The organism is Verrucomicrobiia bacterium (assembly GCA_036268055.1).
Classification (GTDB): domain Bacteria; phylum Verrucomicrobiota; class Verrucomicrobiia; order Limisphaerales; family Pedosphaeraceae; genus DATAUW01.
The window spans coordinates 67,684-90,282 of the sequence record DATAUW010000011.1 but is presented as its reverse complement, the minus strand read 5'-3'; the positions used below and the strand labels follow the sequence as shown (position 1 = coordinate 90,282).

The 22,599-nt window shown below is 55.5% G+C and carries 19 protein-coding genes and 1 riboswitch; of the genes, 10 read left to right on the top strand and 9 right to left on the bottom strand.

The genetic code is table 11. The features are described from left to right. Nucleotides 1-7 precede the first annotated feature (7 nt). Nucleotides 8-2,221 carry a PQQ-binding-like beta-propeller repeat protein gene (locus VH413_04835; protein ID HEX3798007.1) on the bottom strand — a complete coding sequence of 738 codons (2,214 nt, stop codon included), beginning with the start codon at nucleotides 2,219-2,221 and terminating at the stop codon, nucleotides 8-10. Nucleotides 2,222-2,592: 371 nt separating this feature from the next. Between VH413_04835 and VH413_04830 the strand changes: the two genes are divergently transcribed. The 3 genes from VH413_04830 (at nucleotide 2,593) to VH413_04820 (ending at nucleotide 8,540) form a co-directional block, all read left to right on the top strand. Further along, on the top strand, nucleotides 2,593-6,270 hold the full coding sequence (locus tag VH413_04830) for an SBBP repeat-containing protein (GenBank protein HEX3798006.1): 3,678 nt from the start codon (nucleotides 2,593-2,595) through the stop codon (nucleotides 6,268-6,270). A gap of 117 nt (nucleotides 6,271-6,387) precedes the next feature. Further along, nucleotides 6,388-7,572, top strand: coding sequence for a hypothetical protein (locus VH413_04825; GenBank protein ID HEX3798005.1), 1,185 nt, complete (start codon nucleotides 6,388-6,390; stop codon nucleotides 7,570-7,572). A gap of 164 nt (nucleotides 7,573-7,736) precedes the next feature. After that, the gene (locus VH413_04820; protein ID HEX3798004.1) at nucleotides 7,737-8,540 is read left to right on the top strand and encodes an ABC transporter ATP-binding protein; all 804 of its coding nucleotides are present in this window, start codon (nucleotides 7,737-7,739) and stop codon (nucleotides 8,538-8,540) included. 36 nt (nucleotides 8,541-8,576) lie between these two features. On the opposite strand, the gene VH413_04815 is transcribed toward VH413_04820, so the two are convergent. Next, nucleotides 8,577-8,795, bottom strand: a complete 219-nt coding sequence (locus tag VH413_04815) for a hypothetical protein (GenBank protein ID HEX3798003.1) — start codon at nucleotides 8,793-8,795, stop codon at nucleotides 8,577-8,579. Nucleotides 8,796-9,967: 1,172 nt separating this feature from the next. Beyond that, nucleotides 9,968-10,128, top strand: a riboswitch (cyclic di-AMP (ydaO/yuaA leader). Between the two features lie 108 nt (nucleotides 10,129-10,236). Here VH413_04815 and VH413_04810 point away from each other — a divergent pair. Further along, nucleotides 10,237-12,051, top strand: coding sequence for a flotillin family protein (locus VH413_04810; protein HEX3798002.1), 1,815 nt, complete (start codon nucleotides 10,237-10,239; stop codon nucleotides 12,049-12,051). A 62-nt stretch (nucleotides 12,052-12,113) separates the two neighbouring features. Here the strand turns inward: VH413_04810 and VH413_04805 are convergent, their stop codons facing one another. From VH413_04805 to VH413_04785, 5 genes are all read right to left on the bottom strand, one after another. Then, the gene (locus VH413_04805; GenBank protein ID HEX3798001.1) at nucleotides 12,114-12,374 is read right to left on the bottom strand and encodes a hypothetical protein; all 261 of its coding nucleotides are present in this window, start codon (nucleotides 12,372-12,374) and stop codon (nucleotides 12,114-12,116) included. A gap of 64 nt (nucleotides 12,375-12,438) precedes the next feature. Next, a complete protein-coding gene (locus tag VH413_04800; protein ID HEX3798000.1) occupies nucleotides 12,439-12,990 on the bottom strand; it encodes an NUDIX hydrolase in 552 nt (183 codons plus the stop codon). 234 nt (nucleotides 12,991-13,224) lie between these two features. Further along, a complete protein-coding gene (locus tag VH413_04795; protein HEX3797999.1) occupies nucleotides 13,225-13,422 on the bottom strand; it encodes a hypothetical protein in 198 nt (65 codons plus the stop codon). A gap of 10 nt (nucleotides 13,423-13,432) precedes the next feature. Beyond that, nucleotides 13,433-13,957, bottom strand: a complete 525-nt coding sequence (locus tag VH413_04790) for a peptidylprolyl isomerase (GenBank protein ID HEX3797998.1) — start codon at nucleotides 13,955-13,957, stop codon at nucleotides 13,433-13,435. A gap of 24 nt (nucleotides 13,958-13,981) precedes the next feature. Continuing rightward, a complete protein-coding gene (locus VH413_04785; GenBank protein HEX3797997.1) occupies nucleotides 13,982-14,596 on the bottom strand; it encodes a peptidylprolyl isomerase in 615 nt (204 codons plus the stop codon). Between the two features lie 1,363 nt (nucleotides 14,597-15,959). Here VH413_04785 and VH413_04780 point away from each other — a divergent pair. From VH413_04780 to VH413_04755, 6 genes are all read left to right on the top strand, one after another. Continuing rightward, nucleotides 15,960-16,175 (top strand): hypothetical protein, encoded by a 216-nt coding sequence (locus VH413_04780; GenBank protein HEX3797996.1) that lies wholly within the window; start codon nucleotides 15,960-15,962, stop codon nucleotides 16,173-16,175. A 248-nt stretch (nucleotides 16,176-16,423) separates the two neighbouring features. Beyond that, complete coding sequence (locus VH413_04775; protein HEX3797995.1) at nucleotides 16,424-17,470, top strand: Mrp/NBP35 family ATP-binding protein; 1,047 nt, start codon at nucleotides 16,424-16,426, stop codon at nucleotides 17,468-17,470. A 130-nt stretch (nucleotides 17,471-17,600) separates the two neighbouring features. Next, nucleotides 17,601-17,822 carry a DUF4032 domain-containing protein gene (locus VH413_04770; GenBank protein ID HEX3797994.1) on the top strand — a complete coding sequence of 74 codons (222 nt, stop codon included), beginning with the start codon at nucleotides 17,601-17,603 and terminating at the stop codon, nucleotides 17,820-17,822. A 114-nt stretch (nucleotides 17,823-17,936) separates the two neighbouring features. Continuing rightward, the gene (pyrR, locus tag VH413_04765; GenBank protein ID HEX3797993.1) at nucleotides 17,937-18,470 is read left to right on the top strand and encodes a bifunctional pyr operon transcriptional regulator/uracil phosphoribosyltransferase PyrR; all 534 of its coding nucleotides are present in this window, start codon (nucleotides 17,937-17,939) and stop codon (nucleotides 18,468-18,470) included. Next, entirely contained in the window at nucleotides 18,467-19,408 is a 942-nt protein-coding gene (locus tag VH413_04760; protein HEX3797992.1) for an aspartate carbamoyltransferase catalytic subunit, read from the top strand. The genes pyrR and VH413_04760 overlap by 4 nt, the downstream gene beginning before the upstream one ends. 45 nt (nucleotides 19,409-19,453) lie before the next feature. Then, a complete protein-coding gene (locus tag VH413_04755; GenBank protein HEX3797991.1) occupies nucleotides 19,454-19,987 on the top strand; it encodes a GNAT family N-acetyltransferase in 534 nt (177 codons plus the stop codon). A 123-nt stretch (nucleotides 19,988-20,110) separates the two neighbouring features. On the opposite strand, the gene VH413_04750 is transcribed toward VH413_04755, so the two are convergent. Beyond that, nucleotides 20,111-21,013, bottom strand: coding sequence for a hypothetical protein (locus tag VH413_04750; protein ID HEX3797990.1), 903 nt, complete (start codon nucleotides 21,011-21,013; stop codon nucleotides 20,111-20,113). A 247-nt stretch (nucleotides 21,014-21,260) separates the two neighbouring features. After that, entirely contained in the window at nucleotides 21,261-22,229 is a 969-nt protein-coding gene (locus VH413_04745) for a dipeptide ABC transporter ATP-binding protein (protein ID HEX3797989.1), read from the bottom strand. Between the last annotated feature and the right edge of the window lie 370 nt (nucleotides 22,230-22,599).

Sequence of the window (22,599 nt, the reverse complement as noted above, 5' to 3'; positions counted from 1 at the left end):
TTTTCGTTCACTTTGGCAGCGCGTAAACGATGTAGCCCGGCGCAATCGTTCTGGCCTGGTCCGCGTCAATCACTTTGCCCATGTCACAAATCACCAGATATTCGCGTCCGTTCACCTCATACATCGCGGGCAAACCTTCCGGGTTGCGCGGCAATGGAGTGCTCCACAATTTATTTCCGTTGCTTGTGTCGTAGGCGTAAACGTGGCCGTCGAGGCAGGTGCTGAAGATCAATCCGGTCGAAGTCACGATCATCCCCTTGCGTTGCGAACCGATGGCGAGGCCGGTTTCCTTGCCGTCTATCACGGGAATTTTTGGATCCTGGCCTAGTGGACGGCGCCACTTGATCACGCCCTGGTTCAAATCATACGCCACCATCGAAGACCACGGCGGCCCCAGCAGATCGGGATATTCCATGCCGTAACCCGTGCTGTAATTATGCGCCGGGCCTTTCACACCCGCCGGGTAACGCTCCGCCCACGACAAACGATTTCTCCCGCGCCGCGCGGCGCGCGCATCGCCGCCGATCAAAGTATAAAGTCCCGCGAGCGTGCGTTGATCCAGATGCGGAAATGCGGGCATCACGCCCTTGCCGACGCCGAGTGTATTGGCGAAATCTCTATAACTGATGCGTTTGCCGACACCAATGATGGAAGGAATCGCGCCGCGTCCCGCCATGTCCTCGCCATGACACGGCATACACGATTGCGTGTAAACCGTGTGCGCGGCGGTGGCTGGATTTTCGGATGGCGGTGGTGTCGGAGCCACATTGGTCGAAGCGGTGCCGGGGGTGTCGCTGGGGATGGGCGGCTCGGATTTGAGTTTGTAAACGGATGGAAGGTCCTGCGTGATTACATAAACGATGCCGTGCTCGGGATCCGCGGCGGTATTCCCACGGTTCGCGCCGCCAACCGCGCCGGGCATGGCGATGGTTTCGTATTGGTCGGAAAGCGGTTCAAAAAGTCCGGTGTGCGCGGCGGCGATGCGCTTGACCCACTCGGCTTTTTTCTCTGGCGAGAAATAGGGATTGATGTCGTTCGTCGAGACACTCTGCCGGGTGAAGGGCGGGATGACGGTGGGAATTGGCTGCGTGGGTGAGGAATGTTCCTCGGGCATCTTGCTCGCGGGAACGGCGCGTTCCTCCACGGGCCACAAAGGTTTTCCAGTGTGGCGATCCAACACGAACAGGAAGCCCTGCTTGCAAGCGATAGCGACGGCTTCGACGGTTTTGCCTTCGTGCTGCACCGTGATCAGTTGCGGTGCCGCGCAAAGATCGTAGTCCCACAAATCATGGTGCACATCCTGAAAATGCCACAGCCGTTTGCCAGTGCGGGCATCGAGCGCGATGAGGCAGTCACCGAACAAATCATTGCCCGTGCGGTCAGCGCCGTAATAATCATAAGTCGGCGCGCCGAGAGGGAAGAACGCGATGCCGTTTTTTTCATCCACGGTGATTTCACCCCAGTCATTGCAACCGCCGCCGTAAATATAGGCATTCGTCGGCCACGTTTCGTAACCGAATTCTCCCGGCCACGGAATCGTGTGAAAAATCCAGGCCAATTTTCCAGTCACGACGTCGTAAGCGCGCACGTGGCCAGGCGCGGAAAAATATTCTTCTCCCGGCGACGAACCGAGCAGGAGCAGGTTCTCAAAAACCTGTCCCGGGCTCGTGCCTTGCTCGCGAAAAACGGTTGCGACATCGCGGCCCAATCCCTCCTTGAGCGAAACCGAGCCTTGATCGCCGAAACTTAAAATCAATTCGCCCGTCCGGGCATCAATCGCTTCCAAGCGGTCGTGCCGGCTGTAAAGCAGCCGCCGATCCTTGCGATCTTTGCTTTCCCAATAATTGATGCCGGTGCGGTGGATGCCGGAAAGATTCGTGCGGGTCCAAAGCTTCGCGCCCGTTTCCGCGTTGAGCGCCACCAGCGATTCATCCTTGCCGAGCACATACATGACATCATCCACGACGATGGGGTTCCACATGTAACCGCCATCGCCCGCGGCGAACGACCACGCGACGGCGAGTTGCGTGACGTTGGATTTATTGATTTGCGTGAACTCGACGTATTTGGATTGGTCGGGCCCGCCGCCGTATTGCCGCCAGACTTTGTGCGGGTTCACGTCCTCTTGCGCCTGCGCGCTCGGGCCGCTGATGACGCAAATTAGCAATAAAACACCCAAAAAATAACGCGCTCCAAAACCGCTGAAATTATCTTTCTTCATGAATAAATACGATAGCCCCACGCCATTGACGCAAACTTCGACGGATGACGCCGCGCTTTCAAACGGGTCGTCCGCAAGGATGTTATGGAGTGTGACGGCGTAAAACTAACAGAATTCAGAATCCTTGTGGTATCCCCGAAAACGGTAGGACGAAACCGGAAGGAAAAACATTTGCACATCGGAAATGATTGACTTTTGTTAGATTTCACAACATGGTTTCTCCTGAAAATTCCGCCCGGCATGGATGGTTTGCTTCCTGTGGTTGCCGGGGTCTGGAACGCTCATACCAGGCAATAGTCCGTAGCGCGCGTTTAAACGCGTCGCGGCACTGTCGTTATCCCAACGGTATGAAAATCAAATCGAATCATCCCATGAAAGCTTTGCCAAAGAACCATTGGTTTTTCTTATTCTTCATTACATTTTTACTCACGGTCGCCAGGGCCGGCACCGCGTCACCGCGCGAAACGTATCAAAATCTACCGATCAGTTTTGAAGCGAATATCGGCCAGGCGGACCCCGCGATTCAATTTTTAGCGCATGGCCAAAATGGAAATCTTCTGTTCACGCGCGATGAGACGTGGCTCACCCTGCGCGGTGGCACCACCAATGCGCCCGCCCATCTGGTGCGTCTCAGACTGAGCGGCGCGAATGCGAATCCAACGCTCGAAGGCATGGATCTGTTGCCGGGCAAGGCGAATTATTTCATCGGCAGCGATTCCGCGGGCTGGCGCACAGACGCGCCGACGTTTGGCAAGGTGAAGTATCACGAAGTTTATCCCGGCATTGATCTGGTTTATTACGGCAACCAGCAAAAGCTCGAGTACGATTTTGTCCTGCGGCCCGGCGCGGATGCCGGCGCAATTTTGCTGGAGTTCTCCGGGGTGGATAAAATCACGGCGGATGGCCACGGCGATTTGCTTTTGCAAATCGGCAGTGACATCGTGCGCCAGCGCAAGCCGATCGTTTACCAGGAAATCAATGGCATTAAAAAAATGTTGTCCGGCGAATATCTGATCCATTCGGGCATGCGCGCCGGTTTTGAGATCGCCGATTATGACCGGACGCAGCCGCTGGTGATTGATCCGGTGTTAACTTATGCCGCGACCTTTGGCGGTTCGGCAGGAAATCAAGCGCAGGGAATCGCGCTGGATTTTAACGAGAATGTTTATGTGGTCGGCAGCACGACCTCGATGGATTTTCCGCTCGTCAATGCGTATCAAACAAATTTTCAGGGCAACCAGGATGTATTCGTCACGAAAATGGATACGAACGGCACCGTGATTTATTCCACGTATCTCGGCGGGGGAATTTTGAATAATATAAACCAGGCAAGTTTTGGCCGGGCCATCGCGGTAAATAAAATGGGCAATGCCTACATCGCCGGGTTCACCGAGGTTACGAATTTTCCCGTGTTCCACGCTTTGCAATCCACCAATGGTGGCATTTGCGATGCCTTCGTGACGGAACTGGGCACGAACGGCAATACGCTGGTTTACTCCACGTATCTTGGCGGAGAACTCATTGACCAGGCCAACAGTATCGCCCTTGATATCAATGGCAATGCGGTCGTCACCGGCCACACGCAATCCACTCATTTTCCGACGACCAATGCCATGCAATCGGTTTATGGCGGCAATGGTGACGCTTTTGTGGCCAAGTTAAAAAGCGATGGCAGCGGCCTCATCTATTCCACGTATCTTGGCGGCAATGATTCGGAAAACAACACCAGCAAGACTCTCATTCCATTTCTATCGCTTGCCACGATCAATCTCGGTGGGGCGGTCGCGGTGGATTTCCATGGCAATGCGTTCGTGACCGGCTGGACTTACTCGACGAATTTTCCCGTGCTGAACGCGTTTCAAACGACGAATAATACGGACGAAGTGGGTTTTGTCGCCGTCGCTTTTTTGGCGGAATACGACACCAATGGCGCGCTGGTCTATTCGACTTACTTCGGCGATCCGGGCGGTGACTACGTCAACGCGATCGGCGTGGATGTCAATGACAACGTCGTGATCGCAGGTTCTGATTATTCCGGCGGCTTGCCGGTGAAGAACGCGGCGCAATCGGTTTTTGGCGGACGCGGCGCGGGAGCGGTGGGGGATGCGTTCGTCGCGGCGTTTGATTATACGGGGACGAATTTGATCTATTGCACTTACCTGGGCGGCAGCGGTGATGAGCAGGTCAACGGCATCCACGTCCGTCCCGACGATGGCGCGGTCTCGGTCACGGGCTTTACCGATTCGGCGAATTTTCCTGTGCTCAACGGGGTTCAACCAACAGGCCAGCAAACATTGTTCAAGACTACGGACGGAGGAAATGATTGGAGCGTGAGCAATACCGGGCTCGCCAGCAGCACGGTGTATTCGGTGCTGGCAAATCCGGCGAATCCGTCGGTCGTTTACGCGCTCACGGCGAACGGTTGTTTCAAAAGCACCAACGCGGGGGCAGGCTGGTTTTCGGTGAACAACGGATTGGGTCCGATCTTTTCTCCCCTCGTCATGCAGGCTTCCGGTTCGACGGAACTGGCGCTGGACCCGCAACATCCTGATACGCTTTATGCCGTTTCCTACGGCGGTATTTATAAAACCACGGATGGAGGAGCGAATTGGAACTTTCTTCCTTTGCCGATCAGTTCCATCGTTCAAACCGTTGCCGTGGATCCCGAATCATCTTCCATCGTGTATGCCGGCCAGTATGGTCAAAATCTTTATAAGAGCATTGACGGCGGCAATACGTGGAACGCTGTTACGAACGGGTTGAATAATTTCAATATCAGCCTGGTCGCCGTGGATCCGCAGAACTCATCCGTCCTCTATACGGCTGTGGATAATTTTTCGGGCTTCGATTTATTTAGAAGCACCAATGGCGGCGCGAATTGGAGCATCACGAGCAGCGGGTTCGCGCAGGGCATCGTCACGGCGGTTGCGTTCGCGCCGGGCAATTCATCAAATGTCTTTGCGACGGTCGTTTCCAGCATCACGGGCAACAGTGTGTTTTGTGTGAGCACGAATGGCGGTGTGAGTTGGACACAGCCGTTCGAATCGGCTGGTTTCGGGTTTACTGCGCTTGCGATTGCTTCGACGTCGCCGTCGCCATCCTCTCCTGCGCTGGCGATCGCGCCTTCGGGAGCGCAGGAGCAGTTGGCGTGGCCTTTGCAATTTTCGCTGCAAGCCACGGCATCGCTCAACCCGCCGCATTGGACGAACGTGACGGCGTCGCCGACGCAATTAAACGGCCAGAACACGCTGCTCATTTCGGCGGCGGCCGGGCAGGCATATTATCGTTTGATCGGGACCAACACATCCGCAGCCACCGCGCCGGTCATCTATATGGGAACGAGCGCGTCCAGCGGTTATGGCGTGCTGGAGAGTTTCGATAATGGCGCTTCCTGGAGTCCGGCGGGACCACCGGGCATGGCGGTGAATTCGCTGGCCGTCAGTCCGAACAACAGCGCCATCGTGTATCAAGGCGTGAGCGGTGGGCGTGATGCTTTTGTGACCACGCTCACACCGTCCGGGCAGATTTACTCATCCACTTATCTCGGCGGCAGTGGGACGGATCAGGGCACGGCGATCGCGGGAGACACGCTAAATCTTTTCGTTACCGGCTCAACTCTCTCCAGCGATTTTCCGACGGCGAATGGGCCGCTTGCCCGGGCATTTGACCAGCTTGACGGGTTGAAAAAATTCAGGATTTCCACGGATAGCAACAATGTGGTGCAGTACATCGAGGTAACGCTGGACGGCGGGCAACCTTGCCCGGAAGATTCAACGAATTACATTCCGCGTCCGGGCCAAAAGCCTCTTCACGTCGGTGATTTTTTGTCGCAGGGGATACACTTTCCCTATAGCAAGGAGCGGACTGATGCGACTGCCACCGGCTCCGTTCCGGGTGTGGACTTGAATAATGGAAGCCTGGGGTCTGATGATAATTATGCTGAACTGGATGGCACCACAACCGAGGCGGGAACCTTCACGGTGGTGGTGCATTTCTTCGCTGACGAATGTGATTGGACAAAAACTTATATCGTGACCATTTTGCCTTAGCATGGGGCGCGTTCGTGCGCCCTGCCCATCGAGAGGCGTCCTCAAAAAAAACTTTCACAAAACGGCGGTTGTGCTAACTAATGTTGAAGAAAGAATTTTAATCAACGAGCCTTCGCTGTGGACCAGCAACGCAATAAACGACTCGCCATCCGTGCGCTTCTTGCCATTGTGGTTTTGCTTGGCATCGAGTACGCCTTGCATCTGCATGAAGTGAAGCGGCAGGCGACCGCGTTGACGCCACCCACGCCGTCTGTTGCGGTCACTAATACCAATCCACCGCCATCGCCACCGCCGGTGGTTGCGGCGGCAACCAATGTTCCTGTTCGCATGCCCGGCGGCGCGTTGCAAAATTTGTTCGATGCCGTCAAAGCCGCGCCGGATGCCAAGGCCGCGCGCCAGGCGCTTGCCGCTTTGCGCGCCGCGCTTGCGGCCATGCCCAAGGACCAAGCCGTCGCGCTCGTCCGCCAATATCTGGACTCTAAGTCGGATGCCTCCACACATCTCGGTTTCAAAGTGGCGAGCAACGGCACCCTTGACGACGCGCCCACGCTGCGCACATTTTTGTTGGATGAACTGGGCCGGCTCGATCCCGGCGCGGCGGCGGATTATTCCAAGGTGATCCTCGACAGCAAAGATTCGCCGGACGAATGGGCGGTGGCCTTGCGCAATCTCGCGAATGGCGATTCCAGCGACACCGGGAAAAATTTGCTTCAGCAAAAAGCGAACGAGCTTCTGCAATATTCGTCCTGGCAAGGCGACCCTTCGACCGGTTATCTGGAAGCCTTTGACGTGGCTGTGTATGTCGGCGGCACGAACCTCATGCCCACGCTTTCCGACCTTGTGCGCAAGCAGGACAATCCCGCCGTGGCGCATGCGGCGTTTCTTGCGCTCGACCGGCTCGTGATCAATGCGCCAGCCACGACGCTCGCCGCGCTCGAGTCCGATCCCGACATGATGCAAGGCCGCGAGCAGACGCGCGCGGATTATTTTGCGCGTGCCGACGTGCGCGACCCCGCGCAAAAACAAGTGCTCGAAAATTATCTGCTCGATCAACGCGTCAGCCCTACCGAACTGGATGCCTTCGCGGGGGTTTATCCGAACGCCAATTACATGATCTCGCCGAATCTGCTGACGCAAAACGTCACACCCGACCGCGCCTCGCTCACCAGCCGTGATGCCGAGTCCCTGGCAGTCGCGCAACAATGGGCCGCCGACCCGCGCTTCGCGAACGTGCAACCCGCGCTGCAAAAAATGATCTCGCGTCTTCAGGTCTTTGTCCAACAAGCGCAGCAGGGGCATTGATTTTAAGTTTGGGCGCAACCGCTCGCCAATGGATGGCAGCAGTAAATGAAAGGCATTCTGAGATTCTCCCGATTTACTGGACAGTGTCCGATCCGCCGTTTGTTCGATCGAAAAACTTTCTTTTATGAAGGACGGCTTCATGGCTTGCTTGAATGATGTTGCGAATGAAGCGGGCGATTCTTGAGGTTTCCAATTTGTGCATTCAGCGCGAGGGCACGCGGATTCTCGATGAGGTGAACTGGCGCGTCGAGCGGGGACAGCATTGGGCGATTCTCGGCGCGAATGGTTCGGGGAAAACTTCTTTGTTAAGTGCGTTGACGGGTTATTTCATGCCAACGTCGGGCGAGATCGCGGTGTTGAATCAACATTTTGGATCGAGCGATTGGCGGGAGTTGCGCAAACACATTGGGCTGGTGAGTTCGTCCATTCGGCAACTCATGGCGGACACGGAACCGGCGCTGGAGTCGGTGGTGAGCGGCAAGTATGCGATGATTGATTATTGGGGGCGCATCACGCGGGCGGACCGGGCGCGCGGTTTGAAGTTGCTCGAACAGATCGAGTGTTTGTATCTCGCGGAGCGTCCGTGGATTTATCTTTCGCAGGGCGAACGGCAACGCGTCCTGATCGGGCGGGCGTTGATGGCCAAGCCGCGCTTGTTGATTTTGGATGAGCCGTGCGCGGGACTGGACCCGGCGGCGACGGAACATTTCCTGCAATTTCTCCAACGCCTGGGGCAGCGCGCGGATGCGCCGACGCTGATGTTGGTAACGCATCATGTGGAAGAAATTATGCCGGTGTTTTCGCATGCGCTGGTCTTGAAAGCCGGGCGTGTGCTGGCGTCGGGAAAGAAAGTTTCGGTGCTCAATGCGAAAAATCTTTCGCGGGCGTTCAACACGCCGCTGGTGTTGACGAAAAAATCGGGGCGCTATCGGTTGACGGTGACGCGGAGTTCGCGGCGGGTGATTTGAGGGGCCGGTCTGAAAATATTCTCCCGCGCGCGAAAATTATTGCGCGGCGGCCTTGAGGCGGACGTCGTATTTGGGATCGCCAAAGCTCATGACGATGTCGAGTTCGGCGAAATCGGTTTTGCGGGCGTAGGTGTTGGCATCGGCGATGTGCGCGAACGGCTGGGCTTCGTCGAGATTGGGCGTCCATTGGTCTTCGCCCTTCCAATAAAGAAGCGATTCCCGGTTCTGCAAAACAATTTTAGACCTGCCATTCATGATTGAAAAAGGAATACGAGCATGACGCATCCATGCGCTAAACGGATTGGAGAGCTTTCAACAAAAATGGCTTTGGCAGCCGGGAAGTTAATTAAAGGGTAAACAGTGGTTTGTCAATGTTGGAACATGGGGAAAGTTTTCAGTTTCAAGTTTCAAGTTTCAAGTTTTCAGGGGACCGGGGGCAGTGCGGAGTGCGGAATGGGGGACGGTAAGGTGGATGCGGTGGTGAATATTTTTTCTTGGGATTGGCGGATGGGCTTGCCTCGCTGCGCTCGGGATAGTTTTTTTTGATCGGTATGGGGGTTCCCTCCGGCTAAAGCCGGAGGTTAATGAGAAGCGGCGGGAGGGGCACAATTTGAAGGACAAATTCGAGCATTTTCTATTGAGATGCGCTAAACTGTGGTGAAAAAAATTATGTGAAAAAGTTGCGCGAGGGCAAAAGGGTGTTATTCTAAGGTTGGTCAATGACTTATGCTGGTGATGGATGGATAAAGTTTTACTAATACTTTATTTTTTCGGTTGACAGTGATAAGGATCAATGATTAATTAAGCACAGTAAGCGATTTTAAATTTCGGGCACAAATTGTTAGTATTGTTCTTTGTTTGCCCAGCAGATTTCAACCTTGGTTCGGTACAGATTGAGGTTGGATCACTACGAAATCCTACTGTTGTACCAAATTCGAAAATTCCCCGGGCCTCTCGATCACCCCCTGATTGTTTGGCCCGGTTTTGTTTGTACGCGCGGTCTTTTTAGTTTATGGCTTCGTTTTGGCTCAGTCATGGGTCTAGCGACCCACTCCTTCGCCAAAGCCTCGCCATAAACTAAAAATCCTCGCGCTGGAACGCTTTGAAATACTTTTGTTTTTTCTTTGGCTTTTGGTGATTGCTGGAATGGTTTGGGTTTGTTTCGCTGAAGTCTCCGTCGCGGCGGGATTTTTAGTTTACAGTGAGTTTTAGGCTCTCGCGGGTCGCTTCGCTTCTGCTCTTTCGCCTAAACTCACTGTAAACTAAAAATCGTCATGCAAGGGTGCTTTAAAACACTTTTTCTGGTTGAGGATTAAAAACATATGCGGTTTGGATTAATAAATTATCAATAAATATCTTATTGATGGATAGCAATTTGCATTGATTCGATTTGACAATCCTTGCGCGCGTGCGATTGGAAGGGTGTCAAGTAGTTGCAGCCTAAGTTGGCCTTCCTTCCTGAAGGTCAATGCGGGGGAACCAGTTCCCGGTGTAGCCGGGATGGGGCGTGAGGCGCGGGTAACCGTGGCCAAGGTCACTTTCAAGACCAAGCCCGTCAGCTAACCTCGTCGGCGATTGGAAGGGCGATCCTCTAGGGCCGCATGTCGCGGTCCCCAAGTTCTCCCAGTCTGAATGCATTGCGCCCAGGCGCGGTTAATAGCCGTTCCGAGGCGTAATTACAAAGGAAAGGGTGCATATGAAGGCTACGTTAGCGTTATCGTTACTTAGCGAAGCGGGAATCAACGTGGCTTGGTATTGGTATGTGCTGGTGTTTGGGATATCCGCGTTTTTGATGCTGATGTACCTGAACACGGTGCTGATTCACGAGCGGCAGGTGGGGATTGTGATCAAACGCTTCTCGGGACGTTCGCTTGCACCGGGGCAACTGGTTGCGCTGGAGGGAGAAGCGGGTTATCAGGCGGACACGCTGGCGCCGGGCCTGCATTACGGTTATTGGAGCTGGCAATATCGCATCCTCAAGGTGCGCGTGATCGTGGTGGTTCAAGGCGAGATTGCGCTAGTTGTGGCGGCGGATGGGGCGCCGATTCCTTCGGAACGCATTCTGGGGAAAGTCGTGGACTGCGACAACTTCCAGGACGCGCGCAAGTTCCTGACGATGGGCGGTGAGAAGGGGCGGCAGTTGGGCATTCTCACGGCCGGGACGTATCGCATCAACACGGCGTTGTTCACGGTGATCACATCGCAAGACGCGGAGCAGAATGGCATGCACCCGAGCCAGCTTGAGTTGCAACGTATCCAGCCGGACAAGGTGGGCATTGTGACGACGCTGGATGGACGCCCGATCGAGGGCGGCGAAATCGCCGGGCCGGTCATCGCGACGCACGATAATTTCCAGAATGCGCAGGCATTTTTGGAAGGCGGCGGACGGCGCGGTTTGCAGGAGCAGATCCTGTTATCGGGCACGTGGAACTTGAACCCGTGGTTTGTGCAGGTCGAGCAGGTGCCGATGCTGGAGATTCCGATCGGGCATGTGGGCGTGGTCATCTCGTTTGTCGGGATGGCACACGAAGACGTGAGCGGTTTGGATTTCAAGCACGGCGACCTGGTGAACTCCGGTCACAAGGGTGTGTGGGTGACACCGCTGTATCCCGGCAAACATCCGGTGAACACGCGCGTGATGAACGTGGAATGTGTGCCGACGACGAACATCGTGTTGAACTGGGCGACGCGCACCGAATCGCATAATTATGATTCGAAGCTCTCGTCCATCACCGTGCGTTCGCGCGATGGGTTCGCGTTCAACCTGGATGTGTCGCAGATCATCCACGTGGGCGCGCTGGATGCGCCGAAGGTGATCTCGCGCGTGGGCTCGATGCAAAATCTGGTGGACCATGTTCTGCAACCGATCGTGGGAAATTATTTCCGCAACTCGGCGCAGAATTATACGGTGCTGGATTTTCTCAGCGCGCGCAGCGACCGGCAGACGGAGGCCGCGCAACATATCCGCACGGCATTGGGCGCATACGACGTGCAGGCCATTGATACATTGATCGGCGACATCAATCCGCCGGCGGCGTTGATGACCACGCAGACGGATCGCAAGATCGCGGAAGAACAGCGCAAGACCTACGAGGTGCAGGAAGCCGCGCAAAAGCAGCGCCAACAACTCGTGCGCGAAACGGCGATTGCGGACATCCAGCAACAAGTCGTCGGCGCGGAACAGGGCGTGAACATAGCCGAGTTGAATTCGAACGCGCACATCAAACAGGCGACGGGCGACGCGGAAGCGATCCGGTTGCACGCGATGGGTGAAGCCGAAGCCATCCGCGCGACGGGCAATGCGAAGGCCGAGGCGTATCGCGCGGGCGTGGAAGCGATCGGTTCGCAGGGTTACACGATGCTTCAGCTCATGCAAGTGGTGGGCGAACGCAACGTGCGCATCGTGCCGGATGTTTCGGTGAGCGGCACGAGCGGAACGAACGGCCTGATGGACGGCATGCTCGGCATGCTCCTGCGCGAGCAAGCCAAGACGGACGCCAAGGTGAACTAACGATCAAGGGGTGGGGAAACAAGGCGGCATCTCGAAAGAGGTGCCGCCAATTTTTTTGGGATTCAAGCAATCGCAGGGCGGGCGGAGAGTTTTAAGAGACACCAAGCGAGCGACACGGACATCAGTATCGAAGCGGCAAGCCACAAAGGGCTAAAATAAGTCACCGACAGATCTAATCCATGCCTGCTATGAAAATCTATCCAGCCAAATGAGAAGTCCATATTGCCGCCACTCGCAACCGAATTGGAAAGCATCAAATTTATTACAATGAAAACAATAGTGGCCGTTCCCTCGACAGAAAAGTTGTGACTGGCGGACTTCATATTTTATTCACGCCGTTTAAAAAACACCGTCGCGGAAAAGAAGTTTCCGTTGAGCGAGGGCACTTCATCCATTCGCCCGCTGCCAAAGGTCGAAGTGATAGAGCGCCACGACGACGAGGGAGTGTTTGATTTTTCCGCTGGCGACGAGTTTGGGAATTTCCGCCGCGGGCACGAGGCGGGTGACGAGGTCTTCGGCCTGGTCGAATTCCACCGCGTGTTTCATCCGGCAATTTTGCACGAGCAACGTGTAACAGGTGTTGCTCATGATCGCCGGGTTGGGATAAATCTCGCCGATGATGCGCGCGTCGGCGCCTTCGTAACCGGTCTCTTCGCGCAATTCGCGCGTGCCGCCGATGATGGGCGTCGCATCCTTGGCATCGAGCATGCCGCCGGGAATTTCGAGTTCGACAGTGTTCGAGCCGTGGCGATATTGCTCGATCATCACGATTTCGCGCTCGGGTGTGAGGGCGACGACGTTGACCCAATTCACGCTATCAATAACAAAAAAATCGTGCTCCTTTTTCGTTCGCGGGGAAATTTTCCGGTCGGTGCGCACAGTGAAGATGCGGAAATCACCGACGGGTTCGGAACTGACTTTTTCCCAGGGGAGAATCATAGAAGAAATTTTTTGACTATTCGATATGCGACGACGACGTGAAGCTAGCCTTTGCGGCAAAGGCGCGTCTCCCAGCGGATCGCGGGTCTATGACCCGCAGCAATTCACGACCCGATTGCCGCTTTAGACTGAGCCGGGAGCGGCTTGACCGGATGTATGTTGCTGCGGGTCGCAGACCCGCAGTCCGTTCAGACGAAAATTTCACGCGGCGATGAGAGACCAAGTTAAGCGATGTCACAATCCCTTTTCCTTCGCGGCCCAGCCTTGTTTCATGAGGGTGAGCAGGTGCGTGAGGGCTTCCGCGTAGGTTTTATTTTTCTGTTCGGCAAGCTGGCGCGCGCGCTTGTCGAGCTGCGCCGCCATTTCCGCCGTCTTGTCCGCCGGACAACCCATCGCCGCGAGCAGCGTCGCCAATTTGGCCAGCTCGCTCATGGGCACGCCGCTATTTGACCGAGTCCGCCGGGACGATCTTGACGCTCTCCACGCCGACACGCGCCAACGGTTTGCTGCGCTCGCCGCTGTTGTTCACCGTCGTGGGGCTGTCGCCGATCTTGCCGAGGACATCGTCGCCCTTGAGCACTTTGCCGAAGGCGGTGTATTGGCGGTCGAGGAATTTTGCGTCAGCCAGGCAGATGAAAAATTGGCTGCCGGCCGAATCGGGATTCTGCGAGCGCGCCATTGAGAGCACGCCGCGCACGTGCGACTTGTCGTTGAACTCAGCCTTGACGCGATGACCCGGGCCGCCGGTTCCCCAACTGGCTTCGGCTTCGGCATCCTTGGTCAACGGATCGCCGCCCTGGATCATGAAACCCTTCACGATGCGATGAAACGCGGTGCCATCGTAAAAGCCTTTATTGGCGAGAGCCTTGAAATTTTCGACTGTCTTGGGCGCGACGTCCGGCCAGAATTCCACGACCATATCGCCCGCTGTTGTTTTGATGACTGCGACTTCTTGGGTGCTCACAATATATTTGGGGTTGAGGTTAAGTGGTTACTTGATGGAATCGGCGGGGACGATCTTTACGCTTTCCAACACGACGCGAGGTTTAGGAATGCTCATTTCACCCATCGAATTAGGTCCAGTGACGGGCGAGTTGGCGAGTTTGGTGAGGACGTCGTCGCCTTTGATCAATTTTCCAAAAGCGGTGTAATGATGGTTAAGCTGCGAGGCGTCGCCCGTGCAGATGAAGAACTGGCTGCCGGCAGAATTGGGGCGGCCGGTGTTGGCCATGGAAATGACGCCGCGAGTATGGGAACGGTCATTGAATTCGTCAGGAATTGTGTAGCCCGGGCCACCCTGGCCGTAGGATTCTGGAGCATCAAGATTCTTCGTGTTGGGATCGCCGCCTTGAATCATAAAATCTTTGATGATGCGATGGAACGCGGTGCCGTCGTAATATCCTTTTTTCGCGAGCTTGATGAAATTTTCGACGGTTTTGGGAGCTACGTCAGGCCAGAGTTCGATGACCATTTCACCCGCGCTGGTCTTGAAGATGGCGACTTCTTTGGCGGAAGCTTTGGCATCTTCTTTTTTGGCATCTTCGGCACGGACGGTTACGAGGCCCACAAGGAGGCCGAACAAACAAGTTAGCAAGATTTTTTTCATAATGGTTGGAAAAGTTTCCACGAAACCTGGCCAAAGTCACGCCCGGAATTTTTATGCGAACCGCGATTGGTCTTTCAACACGCCGTCAAAATGATGGGAGGGCAAGCGTACTCGCGAGTCGCGACAGTATCAGTGCGTTTAAAACCCTAATAAATGTGGGGTTTTCGAGACGTTCGCCCTCCTATTTTGGGTGTCCCCAGCCGTGTCACCAGTACTGGTGACTGGTGGGTTATGGGGGTTGGGGTATGTTTACATCGTTGACGGTAGCAAAAATGCAGTTGTTCTGTGTGTGTGATGTAAGGCGTATGTCTGCGGCGCCGCGGAAGTCAACCAAGGCCAAAAAGCTTTGTTCTCAATTTAGAAGGCCGGACGAAAGTCCGGCCCTTTTAATTTTCAAGGAGGCAAATCGAGCGCGTAAGTGCGGATAAGTGCGGCTATTGGCGCGTCGAGCGGATAATATTTTGAAGAAGACGCCTTGTGGAGGGGGGATTCGGCAGTTTTAGGCCGTCGCTACAGGGACAGAATTTAAGCCCGGTCGCGGTTGGATTTGCGCCGGCCACCGCTGTTGCTCTCGCCAAAATACATGCTGAGCAAATTGCGCCGGCTGGTGGGCGTCCGGCGATTGCTGAAGAGACTGACTATGTATTCGAAAAACCGGCGCATGATCTGTTGGTAAAAATATGGGTGAACCTTCGGCCAACGGCTGCCGCAAAGTTCGCATGCAGCCTAAATTTCTTATACAGCCTGTCCAGAAAAATTCAACGGGAGGCGTCTGATAGAAGACCATGCGCGGATGAATCTGGCCGGGCGCAAGAAAGATTTTTATTCCTACCGGATCGCGGATCTGTGATCCGCAGCAACTCGCAAATAAGATTGCCGCTTCAGGTTGAGCCGGAAGCGGCTTGACCTTATGGACCTTGCTGCGGCTCGCAGAGCCGCGGTCCGCAAGAACGACTGGAGGGCGAGCGTCTCGCGAGCCGTGACAGGATCAGTGCATTTAAAACCTCAATAAATATGGGGCTCGCGAGACGCCCGCCCTCCCATTTTTAGTATCCCCAACCGTGTCACCAGTACTGGTGACTGGTGAGTAACCAGCGTTGGGGTATGGTTACATTGTTGACGGTGCAAAAATGCAGTGTTCTGTGTGTGCAATTTAAGGCGTATGTCTGCGGCGCCGCAATGGTCAACCAAAGCCAAAAAGCTTTGTTCTCAATTTGGAAGGCCGGACGCGAGTCCGGCCTTTTTAATTTTTAGCGGGGATCGAGGAGTTTTTTCGATTTTCTTTGAGAATGCTTAATTAAGGCAAAGAAAGTGCTTTTGCATCCGCAACTTGTTTTGGTTCGTAGGGATATTAATGATTTCAATGAGCAGAAAAAACGAAACGAAGAAAAATTTTAACGGCCTCACCGTGAATGAACGGCTTCATCTGGCGGGCTTGCTCAAACGCTTTGACGCCGCCGCCCGCCGCCGCAATCGCGTGAAGATGATGACGCTGCTCAAGCAGGTCGCCCTGCCGGAAAGTTACGCCGCGAAATGGGTGGACGCCATGCTCGGTGATCAGACGTTTTTTTATCACTGAGCGGCGCGACGATTTTGCCGACGGTTAAGCCGAGTTAACCGCGGAGACGCGGAGGCGCGGAGGAAGACAAAATTTTTAGCCACGGAGGGAACACGGGCTGAACACAGATGGGAGAAAATTTCTTTCTGACTGAAAACTGAACACTTTAAACTTCCCCCATTCCGCACTCCGCACTCCACATTCCGCACTGGAACGGCTCTTGCGTTTTAATCGGCAATCCGCAATCGTGACTCTGCTATATTCATATCATGATTACAGAAGACGAAATCAGGAATGCGCTCAAGTCGGTCAAGTATCCCGGTTACACGCGCGACATCGTGTCCTTCGGCCTCATCAAGCAGGTCAGCGCGCAGAACGGCGCGGTGAGCGTCTCCATGCAGCTCACATCCGGCTCGCCTGAGGCGGCGCAGCAGATCAAGGCCGACAGCGAACGCGCGCTCAAAAGTTTGCCGGGCGTCACGCATGTGCATGTCGAAGTCAAAGCGCCGACGGGCGCGCAAGCGGCGGGCGCGGCAAGCCCGTGGCAAAATCAAAATCGCGTTCCCGGCATCCAGCGCATCGTGGCGGTGGCAAGCGGCAAGGGCGGCGTGGGCAAGTCCACGACCTCGGTGAATTTGGCGTGCGCGTTGAAACATCTCGGCGCGCGCGTGGGACTTTTGGATTGCGATATTTACGGGCCGAGCATTCCGCTGATGATGGGCATCCACGAAAAACCGGGCGTGAGCGAAGACCAGACGATGATGGTCCCGCCGCAGAATCACGGCATTAAATTGATGAGCATGGGATTTCTCATCGAGGGCGATAACCCGGTCATCTGGCGCGGGCCGATGATCATGAAAACCATCCAGCAATTTTTCACGTCGGTCGCGTGGGGCGAACTCGATTATCTGCTCGTGGACCTGCCACCGGGCACAGGCGATGCCCAGCTTTCTCTTTGCCAAACCGTGCCGCTGGATGGCGGCGTCATCGTCACCACGCCGCAGGAGGCGTCGCTCGGAGTCGTCCGCAAAGGCATCGGAATGTTCCAGAAAGTGAACGTGCCGATTCTTGGCATTGTGGAGAATATGAGTTACTTTTTAATGCCCAATGGTGAGCGTGCGGAGATCTTCGGGCATGGCGGCGGACGCGCGGAAGCGCAACGCCAAGGCATCCCCTTTTTAGGGGAGGTGCCTATCTATATGGCGATTCGCGAGGGCGGCGACGCTGGATTGCCGGTTGTTATCTCCGCTCCACAGCAGCCTCCCGCGCAGGCATTTATAAAAATTGCCGAAGCTCTGCGTCAAGCCCTGAGATGAATTTTCCGATGATAAATTGGGAACAGAATGTGAGTAAGTTGTGCTCCCGCGAAAGGTAGAATATGATTGTCTTGTCGTGGCAAATGTTACATAATCGTTTCATAACAATTTCCTAAATATGTTTGCGACTATGTCGAATGATACAAAAATCTCGCCCAGTGCCAGTGACTTGGTGAAGAACTCCACGCTCTATCGGGAGTTCCAAGCCGAGCGCGAAGAAATCCTGCGCCACAAGTGGATTGAGTCGGAAAAGGCCGGCAAGGACATCGGGTTTGAACGCGCGCTGACGGATTGGATCGTGAAACACCGTTCCAAATGGCGCCGGAATCGGGCGGCCCAAAAAGGCGAATAAAATTTTATAAATCCCGCGTCCTTTAAGAGCAATCCCGCGAGGTTGCCAAGGAAGCCATGAACGAAAACATTTTTAAATGTCAGCGATCCGGTATTGCGCCGGGTCGCTTTTTTTATGCCTGAATCCACCGTCATCCTCAACGCCTCCGCCGTGGGCCGCGCGCTGACGCGCATCGCCCACGAGATCGCCGAGCAAAACGATTCCAGCACGGAGGTCGTGGTGATCGGCATTCAGCGGCGCGGCGTGCAACTTGCGCAACGGCTGAGCGCGTTGCTCGCGGGGATTTGGAACCAGCCGGTCCCGGTCGGCAGCCTGGATGTCAGCATGCATCGCGATGATTTGGACCGGCGGCTCAGCCCGGCGATTCTGCCGACGGTGATTCCGTTCGATGTCACCGGCAAAACCGTGGTGCTGGTGGACGATGTGCTGTTCAGCGGGCGCACCATTCGCGCGGCGCTGGATGCGTTGAATGATTTCGGCCGGCCGCGCCGCATCCAGCTGGCGGTGCTGGTGGACCGCGGCCATCGCGAATTGCCGATCAAGGCGGATTTCGTCGGCAAAAATATTCCCACGTCGCGCTCGGAAAATATCCGCGTGCAACTCACCGAACCCGACGGCCAGGACGCCGTGCATCTCGAGAAAAAATGAGCTGGCATCGCAAACATCTGCTCGACATCGAATCCCTCACCGCCGAGGAAATCAATACCGTGCTCGCCACCGCGCGCGCGTTCAAATCCGTCGGTGAACGCGCCATCAAAAAAGTCCCGGCCCTGCGCGGCAAAACCGTGGTCAATCTTTTCATCGAGCCTTCGACCCGCACGCGCATCAGTTTTGAACTCGCCGCGCAACGGCTCACCGCCGACGTCATCAATTTTTCCGCCGAGGCCTCCTCGCTCAAAAAAGGCGAGACGCTCAAGGACACCGCGCGCAATCTCGAGGCGCTCAACGCGGACATCATCATCATCCGCCACAGCGCGACCGGCGCGCCGCATTTTCTTTCGCGCTTTCTCAACGCCTGCGTGGTCAACGCCGGCGATGGCGCGCATGAACATCCCACCCAGGCGTTGCTGGATGTTTTCACCATCCTCGAAAAAAAGGGAACGGTGGCCGGCCTCAACGTCACCATCCTGGGCGATATTTTATACAGCCGCGTCGCGCGCTCGAACATCTGGGCGTTGCTGAAACTGGGCGCGCGCGTGACGCTTTGCGGGCCGTCCACCTTGGTTCCGCGCGTGTTCGAGCAGATGGGTTGCCGCGTGACTTATAATGTGGATGAAGCCATCGCTGATGCCGACATCATCAACCTTTTGCGCATCCAACACGAACGCCAGCGCAAGTCCATATTCCCGAGCCTGGGCGAATACGTGAATCTTTTTGGTTTGAACAAAAAGCGGATGAAACTCACCAAGCCGGACGTGCTCATCATGCATCCCGGCCCGATCAATCGCGGGGTGGAAATTGACAGCGAGATCGCCGATTGCGGACGCTCCGTCATCCTCGATCAAGTGACCAACGGATTGGCCGTGCGCATGGCGGTGTTATTTCTCGTGAACGGTGGCAAGGGGCCGCAGGAAATTGCGCCGTAGAATTTCCGAGCGAGTTTTGAGTTGGTTGGGTATCGGAGGAACGAAATGTTGGACGACGTTCAAATTCGGATTTTGCCATCGCTGGGCGAACGTGAGATTCGCGAACTTGGTGACGTGCTCATGGATTGCGTGGACGGCGGCGCGTCGGTGAGCTTCATGCACCCGATGAACCGCGCAAAGGCGGACACTTTTTGGCAAGGCGTGGCCGCAAGCGTGGCGCGGGGCGAACGCATCGTGATCGTCGCGGAGGATAAAGCGGGCGTGATCATAGGAACTGTGCAAATTATCCTGAACCTGCCCGAGAATCAGCCGCATCGCGGCGACATCGCGAAGATGCTGGTGCATCGGCGGGCACGGCGGCGGGGGATTGCGGCTAAGTTGCTGGCCGCCGCGGAACCAGCGGCTTTGGACGCCGGAAAAACTCTATTGGTTCTCGACACGGTCACCGGCGCGGACGCGGAACGGCTTTACGCGCGTCACGGCTGGCAACGCTGCGGCGAGATTCCCGACTATGGGCTGTGGCCGGACGGAAGGTTTTGTTCGGTCACGCTGTTTTACAAGGCGTTGGGAAAAGGGTAGGGGTTTTGTGTGCCACCGCAGTCCCGCAGGGAGGAAAAAAAACTTCCCTGCCATCGAACGCACTCCTTATCCACCCCAAACCCAACACTCAATTCCTGCCCCACGACGTGAACTAAAAAATTCTTAACGATGCCCGCCGCCACCACCTCGCGCTCCACCACCACCGCCAAACGAATGGCCTCCTCCACCGAACGAATGCACTCCACCGCCAATTCGCGTGCCTGAAAATGCACCGCCCGAACCAAACCGATTTACCGTCGGAGTAAACCCGCGAAAACCCGTCGCGCGATTCACCGTGAATCCGCGATTAATTCCCACCCCCACGTTTCCGCGAAAGCCGGTGTTGAAACGTCCATCAAATCTTCCGCCAAAACGATTTCCCGCGAACGCGCCGAAACGATTGAAACTTCTAAAGCGCGAATTCGGAAACCAGCACCAGCCGCGTCCCGGAAAATTACACCACCCGCCGAAGCCTAAAATTCCCCACGGATAAGCATCGAACCCCAAAGTCGAATAAGGCTGCCATCCCCAGCCATAGCCATCCATGTAATTCCAATTTCCGTACGGCGCGAGCGCGCCATAATAATCCGTGTCATCGCCGTAACTCGTATCCGCCGGTTGCGCCACGCTCGGATACGGCGCCGTCGCGGACGGCTGCATCGGCGGTTGCATGGTCGAAGCGTACAGACCCATATTTTCGCGTAGCGTCTTATCGTGATTGAGCATCCCCGTCATCACCGCCGAAGAAACACCCACCCCTTGCATCGCAATAATATTATCCGCGTTCAAATTAAAAGCCGACGGATAACTTTCCACATACGCCTTGACCACATCATCTGGCACACCCGAGGAAACCATGCGCACAACCTCGCGCGCCGACGCAGAAAGTTTGGCGGTGGCTAAAGGATTTGGCGCAACGGCGGGCGGCGGAGTATTCGCCGCATTCAACGTCACGAGCGGCGTAAGCGCCAGCGCAGCCACGAGGAAAATCCTTTGCGCAAAACGTGAAGATCTTAGGGTTTTCATAAACAACTCTTTCTCTTATACCTAAATATAACACCTCCCCAAAACTCGGCAACCACACTCAAAACCGCCATGTACCGAGCGTATCGAATTTCTCTCTCTCACCTCCTTTCAAAAGCCTTCCCATCAGTGCCTGCCAATCCCTTTCCCCTCTGCGCCTCTGCGCCTCTGCGTCAAACCAGCCAACCCATTTCAACAGAACCCAAGCCTGCTCCAACGTCTTGAAACCACGATTCCCGCTGCATCCTCTTCACTTCGCAAAATGACACGCCGCCCAATGCCCCGGCGTGATCTCACGCAATGCCGGCACTTCGACCTTGCATCGCGGAAATTCCGCAATCGGGCAACGCGGATGAAACGGGCAACCCGGCGGTGGATCAATCGGCGAAGGCACATCCCCCGGCAAGACGATGCGTTTGCGCTTCGAACTCGGGTCCACTTCCGGCACCGCCGAGATCAGCGCCTGCGTATAAGGATGTTTCGGGAAACCGATGATCGCGCGCTCCTCGGCGAGTTCCACCACCTTGCCAAGATACATCACCATCACGCGCTGGCTGATGTGCTCGACCACCGCCAGATCATGCGCGATGAACAGATACGCGATGCCCATCTTCTGCTGTAAATCCTGCAACAGATTGATGATTTGCGCCTGCACCGAAACGTCGAGCGCGCTCACCGGCTCATCGCACACGATCAACTTCGGTTCCACCGCGAGCGCGCGGGCGATGCCGATGCGCTGGCGCTGGCCGCCGCTGAATTCGTGCGGATAGCGTTGCGCATGCGAAGGGTCAAGCCCCACCGCGCGCAATAATTCCACGATCCGTTTCTGCCGCGCCGAACTGCTCTCGGCCAAATGATGAATGTCAATGGCCTCGCCAATGATTTGCCCGACCGTCATGCGCGGATTCAGCGAACCGTACGGGTCCTGAAAAATCATCTGGAACTTCCGCCGGCGTTTGCGCAATTCCGCGCCGCTCAACTTTGCGATGTCCTCGCCCTCGAACAAAATACTCCCCGCCGTCGGCTCAACCAACTTCACAATCGCGCGCCCCAGCGTCGTCTTGCCGCAACCACTCTCACCGACCAGCCCCAGCGTCTCGCCCGGCTTGATCGCGAAACTCACATCATCCACCGCCTTCACCTGCGCCTTCACGCGGCTGAACAACCCGTGCTTCACCGGAAAATGCACTTTAAGATTTTTGACTTCGAGCAGGTTCATTAGTGTGCGGTTAAACAATTATAAACTAAGAGAAACGCAAACGGAATGCGGGCAATTCGATCAATTCAAAATATCCAGCCATCGCATCCCGTATCATCGCATGCAGTTCTGATAACGAATCACCTTGCGTAGTGATTCCGCCACCTTTGGGATCGTCCCATCGCGCAACGTAGCCGCCCGTCTCTCGACAAAGGAAAAGGGAAAAAATGATTTCGTGCATGGCAGCGGTTACAGCTCGATTTTATGGCGACTGCTTTTCATTAAGATTGGGAATACACTTGTCCATCATGTTCTCCAGAATTGAGCCGCCGACAAAGTTCGTTCGCTTGTTCCATTGTTTTGCATGGTATTGATATCCGTTTCTTCCCAG

What these genes read in the sequence shown, in the direction of transcription:
- VH413_04820 (HEX3798004.1), top strand. Translation starts at nt 7,737, where the DNA reads ATGAAGCGGGCGATTCTTGAGGTTTCCAATTTGTGCATTCAGCGCGAG.
- VH413_04830 (HEX3798006.1), top strand. Translation starts at nt 2,593, where the DNA reads ATGAAAGCTTTGCCAAAGAACCATTGGTTTTTCTTATTCTTCATTACA.
- VH413_04805 (HEX3798001.1), bottom strand. Translation starts at nt 12,374, where the DNA reads ATGAAGTCCGCCAGTCACAACTTTTCTGTCGAGGGAACGGCCACTATT.
- VH413_04785 (HEX3797997.1), bottom strand. Translation starts at nt 14,596, where the DNA reads ATGAAAAAAATCTTGCTAACTTGTTTGTTCGGCCTCCTTGTGGGCCTC.
- VH413_04780 (HEX3797996.1), top strand. Translation starts at nt 15,960, where the DNA reads ATGAGCAGAAAAAACGAAACGAAGAAAAATTTTAACGGCCTCACCGTG.
- VH413_04770 (HEX3797994.1), top strand. Translation starts at nt 17,601, where the DNA reads ATGTCGAATGATACAAAAATCTCGCCCAGTGCCAGTGACTTGGTGAAG.
- VH413_04750 (HEX3797990.1), bottom strand. Translation starts at nt 21,013, where the DNA reads ATGAAAACCCTAAGATCTTCACGTTTTGCGCAAAGGATTTTCCTCGTG.
- VH413_04755 (HEX3797991.1), top strand. Translation starts at nt 19,454, where the DNA reads ATGTTGGACGACGTTCAAATTCGGATTTTGCCATCGCTGGGCGAACGT.
- VH413_04775 (HEX3797995.1), top strand. Translation starts at nt 16,424, where the DNA reads ATGATTACAGAAGACGAAATCAGGAATGCGCTCAAGTCGGTCAAGTAT.
- VH413_04745 (HEX3797989.1), bottom strand. Translation starts at nt 22,229, where the DNA reads ATGAACCTGCTCGAAGTCAAAAATCTTAAAGTGCATTTTCCGGTGAAG.
- pyrR (HEX3797993.1), top strand. Translation starts at nt 17,937, where the DNA reads ATGCCTGAATCCACCGTCATCCTCAACGCCTCCGCCGTGGGCCGCGCG.
- VH413_04815 (HEX3798003.1), bottom strand. Translation starts at nt 8,795, where the DNA reads ATGAATGGCAGGTCTAAAATTGTTTTGCAGAACCGGGAATCGCTTCTT.
- VH413_04800 (HEX3798000.1), bottom strand. Translation starts at nt 12,990, where the DNA reads ATGATTCTCCCCTGGGAAAAAGTCAGTTCCGAACCCGTCGGTGATTTC.
- VH413_04835 (HEX3798007.1), bottom strand. Translation starts at nt 2,221, where the DNA reads ATGAAGAAAGATAATTTCAGCGGTTTTGGAGCGCGTTATTTTTTGGGT.
- VH413_04795 (HEX3797999.1), bottom strand. Translation starts at nt 13,422, where the DNA reads ATGAGCGAGCTGGCCAAATTGGCGACGCTGCTCGCGGCGATGGGTTGT.
- VH413_04810 (HEX3798002.1), top strand. Translation starts at nt 10,237, where the DNA reads ATGAAGGCTACGTTAGCGTTATCGTTACTTAGCGAAGCGGGAATCAAC.
- VH413_04760 (HEX3797992.1), top strand. Translation starts at nt 18,467, where the DNA reads ATGAGCTGGCATCGCAAACATCTGCTCGACATCGAATCCCTCACCGCC.